General features: G+C 43.2%; 8 protein-coding genes. 2 read left to right on the top strand and 6 right to left on the bottom strand.

Going from position 1 to position 6,309, the window contains the following annotated elements; translation table 11 throughout:
* Window positions 1-12: 12 nt before the first annotated feature.
* Together HGR01_RS40530 and HGR01_RS40525 are read left to right on the top strand one after the other, a co-directional pair.
* The gene (locus tag HGR01_RS40530; RefSeq protein ID WP_045875069.1) at window positions 13-342 is read left to right on the top strand and encodes a recombinase family protein; all 330 of its coding nucleotides are present in this window, start codon (window positions 13-15) and stop codon (window positions 340-342) included.
* Between the two features lie 401 nt (window positions 343-743).
* Window positions 744-1,073, top strand: a complete 330-nt coding sequence (locus HGR01_RS40525; protein WP_045875051.1) for a helix-turn-helix domain-containing protein — start codon at window positions 744-746, stop codon at window positions 1,071-1,073.
* A gap of 265 nt (window positions 1,074-1,338) precedes the next feature.
* Here the strand turns inward: HGR01_RS40525 and HGR01_RS40520 are convergent, their stop codons facing one another.
* From HGR01_RS40520 to HGR01_RS40495, 6 genes are all read right to left on the bottom strand, one after another.
* Entirely contained in the window at window positions 1,339-2,130 is a 792-nt protein-coding gene (locus HGR01_RS40520; protein ID WP_045875050.1) for an Rpn family recombination-promoting nuclease/putative transposase, read from the bottom strand.
* Window positions 2,131-2,295: 165 nt separating this feature from the next.
* A complete protein-coding gene (locus HGR01_RS40515) occupies window positions 2,296-2,487 on the bottom strand; it encodes a hypothetical protein (RefSeq protein WP_168161071.1) in 192 nt (63 codons plus the stop codon).
* 261 nt (window positions 2,488-2,748) lie between these two features.
* Window positions 2,749-4,797 carry a hypothetical protein gene (locus HGR01_RS40510; RefSeq protein WP_052335511.1) on the bottom strand — a complete coding sequence of 683 codons (2,049 nt, stop codon included), beginning with the start codon at window positions 4,795-4,797 and terminating at the stop codon, window positions 2,749-2,751.
* A 59-nt stretch (window positions 4,798-4,856) separates the two neighbouring features.
* Window positions 4,857-5,573: a hypothetical protein gene (locus HGR01_RS40505; protein WP_045875048.1), complete on the bottom strand. Its 717-nt coding sequence runs from the start codon at window positions 5,571-5,573 to the stop codon at window positions 4,857-4,859.
* Entirely contained in the window at window positions 5,570-5,980 is a 411-nt protein-coding gene (locus tag HGR01_RS40500; RefSeq protein ID WP_045875047.1) for a hypothetical protein, read from the bottom strand. Before HGR01_RS40500 ends, HGR01_RS40505 begins: the two co-directional genes overlap by 4 nt.
* Complete coding sequence (locus HGR01_RS40495; protein WP_045874859.1) at window positions 5,977-6,279, bottom strand: hypothetical protein; 303 nt, start codon at window positions 6,277-6,279, stop codon at window positions 5,977-5,979. Before HGR01_RS40495 ends, HGR01_RS40500 begins: the two co-directional genes overlap by 4 nt.
* Between the last annotated feature and the right edge of the window lie 30 nt (window positions 6,280-6,309).

Raw genomic sequence — 6,309 nt, 5'->3', positions numbered from 1 at the left:
CCGCAGGGTTACATGATTCTCACTGTCATGTCTGCGGTCGCCAAGTTGGAGAGAGATATTATCAACGAGCGTACCCAAGGCGGTAGACGTGCCAAAGCCGACAACGGTGGTTATGCTTATGGCGCTCCCGCCTTTGGTCAGAAGGCTGTTGATGGTGAATTAATTCCTGATCTGGAAGAATTAGACGCAATTGAAGCTATCCGCAAGCACCATAAATCTGGTAAGTCTTTTGGGGCAATTTCTAAGTGGATGAATATGAATGGATACAAAACCAAACTTGGTAGACAGTGGCACCCTAATAGCGTTAAGCGAGTTGTTGATCGGCTTTATCACAAGACTTAATTATTCCCACAAACTGCAATAACACAATGTATTAGCCCACAATCGTATATCTTTCGTGGCCGAGTTGAACCCAACGGACGCACTTAATTCCTGCTTATCAATTCCCAACGCTACAACCCGCATTCTGACGTTTGCTGATAAAACTTGCTTATGCTTATAGCGCGATGACCAAAAACAGGTCTAATCCACACCAATAGAATCTGCTGATGTTGCGGCTTTCTCAGCTGTCTATACTCGCTTCTGTACCTCTGGTTGATCAATCGTTGCTATCAAAACCGATATCAATTTTCTCTGCACCAGTGTCTAGACATGGTGTAGAGGGAAAACAACTGTAAATAAAATTTACCTCTCTTGTGGTGCAGGGAACATTTCATGCTATTGTCTGACAGGTTTTATAAGAAATTTCATATAAAAGGGACGTTTTGGAAGAGAGCAGTGGCAACGTATTCGCTGACCTTGGTTTAAATGATGCTTCGGAACTTTTGATGCGGGGCAAGATAGGGATTCAGGTACTGCGCCTTTTGAAACAACGCAACCTGAAACAGCGAGAAATCAGCAAACTTCTTGGCATTCCGCAGCCAGAAGTCTCTCATCTAATGAAAGGAGAGTTTCAACGGTTCAGTGAGGGCAAACTCCTCATTTTCCTCAAACGACTCGATACAGAAATTACCTTACATCTTCGTTCTCGTCACGCGCAGGGCGAGTCTGCTGAAACTGTTATATCGCTATAGGGGAGGATGGAAGGGCAATCACTACGAAAGATTTGAGTTAAAGATACAGTAGTTACAGATAAATTATCGGTAACTAGGATGAGTAGACTTTCAGTTTCCAAGATGCTGTAACCCATGCTCACTCATGCGTGCTGCTGCTTTTAAGAAAGGTTTGACGTTCCAAGTCTCGGTAGATTCGTGTTTCTTCAATGTTCAGTAAGAGTATGGTTTCTAAGTCTTCACGGCAAAACTTACAAAAACTTGTAAACGCCAATCTCCCGTGTGCTTACTCCTCCGTGTTCTCAATAGCAGCCAGCCGGACAGCTTCTACATCAACATTAAGTTGTTGAGCAATCTGTTCTATACTCATTCCTGTTTTTAGTAACAGGGGGACAGCTGCTTTCAATATTTTTTCTTCACCCTCGGCTTTCGCTTCCCGATAAACCCTCGTTTCCTCTAAAGTTAGTCCCAGCATCGCTTCCACTTCCTCTCTACTTAACGAAGAAAACTTGTAAACGGCAATTGTCGTAATAATATCTATTATCTCGTTTTTTGGCAGTGTGCCAGTTGACTCTAATTGTACTCGCTCAATTAATTGCTTGGCTTGCGAAGCCATCGATTCAGAAGATGCAATTGTTAACTGCATTAAATTGATGCCAATTGGCAGAGTATCTGGAGTACCTAACTCATCCAAATAAATGCGCTGCACTTGGTCGCTGTTTAAAAACATTCGATGAGTTCTTGTATCACTTGGTTCCAAACTGCGATCCGGGAAAATTACCACACAGTACCAGTCATCGTAGAAAGACCGATTCCGGTTCAAATACATTATTGATTCGGTAAAAAACCGATGATACAAACCTTCATCTTTCTGAAATTGAACTTCTGCAAAAAAGATAATCCTGGGTGTTGCACCCTCTGGAGGTAAAAAGACACCATCAATGCGAAAAGAGGTTTCTTTCACCTCAACTGACTCAAATCGATAATTCTGCGCCTGCTGGGGACGGTCATCAACGAGTTCAAAAATTAACGCAGGAAAGCGTTTAAAAATTTGGTAATAAATGGAGTCTCGTTTCACTAAAACAACCGTAATTTTGCTGCTTATTCACTATTAATTTTATCCTTAATTTGCATAGTAAATTCATTGTTTACGTATATACACTATTATTATTTTTGGTTAATACTTATAAAATACTACAACTAAGTAAACATTGAAAAAATATATATCTTAAAATCTTAAAGATTAAATTATGACTTCTATAACTAATGTATTACAACCTTTTCTAGCTCTAGCTAACTTAATAAACACATTTTGGCTTTTTATTTTTCTTGCATTAGGAGTATCAGCAGCTTTTAACCGTAAGAGTTTTTTATTTTTGTTTGCTTTTCCTATTGTAACAATCCCACTTCGGGGTATACCTAATTCCATCCCCATAACCTCCACATACCTGAATAATTTAATTATATTTTTAGGTATAGGTTTTTGTATCGGAAAAGTAATTAAATGGCTTTTTGGTTTTCATCGTGGCTTTTAATAGCCAGTTAGCATTTGATATTTACAGATATAATTGTCAGTGAATTAGCTTTTTACTCAATCAGCAATTAACATCAAAAGAAATCCCCTCTTAATCCGGGAGCGAAAGCAAGAAACCCCTAGCTTTAGTAGGGGTATTAGTTATTAACTGTTCAACATAACTCATGGGAACAGTTCTTTATATTCGGTGTAAGCCTGCTTCCAGCCCTTACCGTTTTTCTCCACTCCCCATAAAGATTGGATGATTTGGGTTTGCGACATCTTCTTATCAACCATCTGCTTGACGATGCCAACCAATTGTTCACTCGTCAGGAAAGCAGGAGTATAGCGACGGTCAGTATCCTTGACGGTATCATCAGCAAGAGTATTAAAATCACCGATTTCTGGGGTGGTATCACTGATTCCGGTATCGTTTCCAGTATCGATTCCTGACGATTCCAAAAGCTCAGAAGCCTTATCAGTCGGTTGGTATCGGTCGGTATCGCTCTTTGTTGGGGGGAAAGTGGGCGGAGGAGCATCTGGTATCACCCAATTGTCATTAATCCATGCTCTGGCCTGATTCAAAAACTCATCCGGTGGCTGATCGCTGCTTGGTACAGAATCAGCCAAAGCCGGGGAATCACTTTTCAACTCAGGAAAATAAACAAGCAGTGTTCGCGCCGGATCTGGTTGCCCAGAATGGGGATTAACCTCAGTTTTGAGCCAGTCTGGAATCGTGCCGATTTCACCCTGTGCGATCGCCTTATCAAAACTGTCTATTTCTGCCAGAAAGTAACGCCCAGTTGCGAGTGAGATTGACTTGAGTGGAGACAGCTTTTTACTCGTGGCTTCACAGCCAATGAAAGTAGCCCCAGTTTTGAAAGTATCGCCAAAACCTGCGGTGTTTTTCGTCCCCACCCAAGAAGTAAGATTCTTTCCATGCAACACAACGAAAATTTGAGCGCCCTTCTTGCTGGCACGAGTGAACAGGAAGCGAATGATCCATTGCTTCTGCTCATCACTGAGATAGTCAGACAAAGCCACAGCTTCATCAATCACCAAAATAATGTCTGTGTAACTATTTTGGGCGGCGTTGTCCATTTCCCTGAGATATTGGTACAAATCGCTGGCAACAATAGCATCAGCCTTTGCACCCTCCAATAGGGGGTAACTCAGTCTGCACACTAGGCGATGGCAGGCAAACGGGTAGATGTCCGAACCGGCAGTAAAGTAATGAATCTTAGTATTTGGCTCCAGTGCCTTGCTTAAAATGGCTAAAATCGCCATTAATGTCCCCTTACCACCTCGCTGATTACCTGCAATCACGGTTATTTGGTCACGAATGCACTTAGCGATATCAAAACCACTGTTGGTTAGTGCATCGATAATTGCGATCGCTCGGTGGTGTAGTGGCAGTGCTAACACCGTTTGAATATCTGGTGCTATTGCCTGTGCAGCAGGTTCAGTCTTTGGGGGACTGGGCAACTGGACAAAATGCGGTTGTGGCAGTTCAACAAACTTGGGTGAAGGCAGCTTTGGTTGTGGCAGTTGGGATTGTTCCTGAATGAGAGTCACTTGTGCATGGTTAATTCTGGGGTCAGGGGCCACCTGCGCCAAATGTTTGCACAACTGCTCAACAGTAGGAAATGCACCTCTGTAAGTGGTGAAATTGTCCAGCAGCCACCTGTAAGCATAGAACCGCTTGCCTGCTTCTACACTCGTGAGAAAATCGGTGAGAGTGTTGGTGTACTGCCGCAGCATCACAAATTCACTACGCTCTGTGGGTGTAAGGTGGTTCATTAAATCCACAATTTCATTCGAGCCATTCAACCATTCGGCTCTTGCTTCGCTGTCACCCATTGCTGAGAGAAATTCTAGGAAGTTACCCCGCACAAAGGGAATGGGAGCAAAGCAGTGGGAATCGGTCATATCTTGTACCACTGACCAAGCGTAACCCAGACCCGCAACTAGGGCACCGATGGGGGCTAGTGGAGAGGTGGCATAACAAACAGCCCCAATTGATGCCGTTGCTAGAGTGACGCATTTAGCTAGGTTCATCCCTGCCCTTTCAGTTTTGGCACGAACCAATAATTGATCCAGCCTTTCTACTAGCCAAGGGGCGATGTTACCCGCTTCCAAATGTTCAATGCAGGGATAGTCAGCCCTCAGTGAGGCAGTTTCCTTTGTGGCAAGTTGCGGTACTGGTTGATGAATATCGGGTGAAAATTCCATAGTTATTCTCCAACTAAAAACCCTCCACCCTTGCAGGTAGAGGGCTATGAATTGCTTACTTATTTAGTCAATCGCCAGATTGTGTAACCGATTTCGCCTGCCATCATCGTGGTGAAGTTATAAGCTAAACACCCCAAAATTTGGCCAGGGTCGGTGTAAGCGAAGGGATTGCGACCTACAAAGGTTGTGGTTAAATCGAAGATCCAAAAAAACAGTGCAATTGCCCCTCCAGCATGGCGTTCTTTCATGCCTGCAACCTTATAGTCACGCCACAGTGCGGTAGTCAGGTCAATGTTTGCACTCGGCTTGCTACTTAGGGTGTACTGTTTGGATTCTTCAAACTCGGCTTTGGCTTGGTCTGGGCGTTTACCCCGTAAGCTCCGGGCTTCCATTACCTGAACTAAAGCCGATATGCCAAGTGAAAGCCAGAAAAATAGATTAAACGGTAGCGTTAGCCAGCCAAACCAGCCAATCCAAGTTGTTTCAAACCAGGAAAACATCGGAATGCCTTGAAAGAGGGTCTGCCAAATTCCATCAGAACTGAGGAGTGTGCCAAGGAAGAACCCCATTGCGCCGAGTATTTTTGTGCCTGATGAGCCTGGGGTAACAAACTGGACGAAGATGTGGGTAATGAAGGTCACGGGCAGGGCAATGATATCAACAATCCATTGCGCTAAGATTTCAGCGTAATTAGTGACTCTTTTGTTGCTAGTTTTTGGGGAAGTTGCAGCTGTCGAGTTTGAATTATTTGGCGGCTTATATTCTGCACTTTTCATGATTTATTATTCTCCAATTGGGGTGAGAGATTGCAGACATTTTTGTAGTGATACTTCCAAAGCCAACGGCGTTCTGCTATCTGCCCTATACAGCGACCTCCTGAGTCATAAACATAAACTAGTTCATCCTCTTGGTAATAGCTGGTGTCTGGTCTTGGGTTGCGTTTTGGGTTGTCTAAATAGCCTCTAATTCTGAGTTTTAAACTGGTCGGTAATATGCCAGTAGAGTTGAGTTTGTCGCTGGTTAATTTACGTTGTTCTATGCGTGAGCGTTCAACAGATTCTCTAGCTTCTAAGTTCGACACAGCAGAGAAAGTGTAGAACTGCTGAGGCAGTTTAATGAACATAGGTGCAGCAATTAAACCCAAACCCATTAGCCCCAGCATGGCTTGTTTTTGGTACTTCATTGTTGAGTTTTTAATTGATTAATGATTGCTTCCGCTAGTCCCAAGTGGTCGCCTATTGGCGTGTACTGATACAAATCCTCTTGAAGTTTTTGGATAGTGTCAGCCGATTCTGACAGTAAATATTGTCCCTGTGTAGCAATTTCAGTAGCGATTAAGTTTTCAGTTATCGCTTTCAAAAAATGCAGTTTTTCGATGCGATTAATCCCTTCAAGGCAAGAACCATAAGTATCTTGCAACCAGTCCAGATAGGTTCCATCTCCAGGTGTTAGAGCGCAGTAATAGCCTAATGGTTTCGTCATGATTTACAATCCTTATGTCGTTTATCGTTA

Source organism: Tolypothrix sp. PCC 7712, assembly GCF_025860405.1.
Lineage (GTDB): Bacteria > Cyanobacteriota > Cyanobacteriia > Cyanobacteriales > Nostocaceae > Aulosira > Aulosira diplosiphon.
Note: the sequence above shows the minus strand (reverse complement) of the source record. Positions and strands in the feature narration are given on the sequence as shown.

Bases quoted from the DNA above. Each gene is read 5' to 3' on its own strand.
- HGR01_RS40500 (WP_045875047.1), bottom strand. From the start codon at position 5,980: ATGAAGTACCAAAAACAAGCCATGCTGGGGCTAATGGGTTTGGGTTTA.
- HGR01_RS40515 (WP_168161071.1), bottom strand. From the start codon at position 2,487: ATGGGGATGGAATTAGGTATACCCCGAAGTGGGATTGTTACAATAGGA.
- HGR01_RS40510 (WP_052335511.1), bottom strand. From the start codon at position 4,797: ATGGAATTTTCACCCGATATTCATCAACCAGTACCGCAACTTGCCACA.
- HGR01_RS40505 (WP_045875048.1), bottom strand. From the start codon at position 5,573: ATGAAAAGTGCAGAATATAAGCCGCCAAATAATTCAAACTCGACAGCT.
- HGR01_RS40530 (WP_045875069.1), top strand. From the start codon at position 13: ATGATTCTCACTGTCATGTCTGCGGTCGCCAAGTTGGAGAGAGATATT.
- HGR01_RS40495 (WP_045874859.1), bottom strand. From the start codon at position 6,279: ATGACGAAACCATTAGGCTATTACTGCGCTCTAACACCTGGAGATGGA.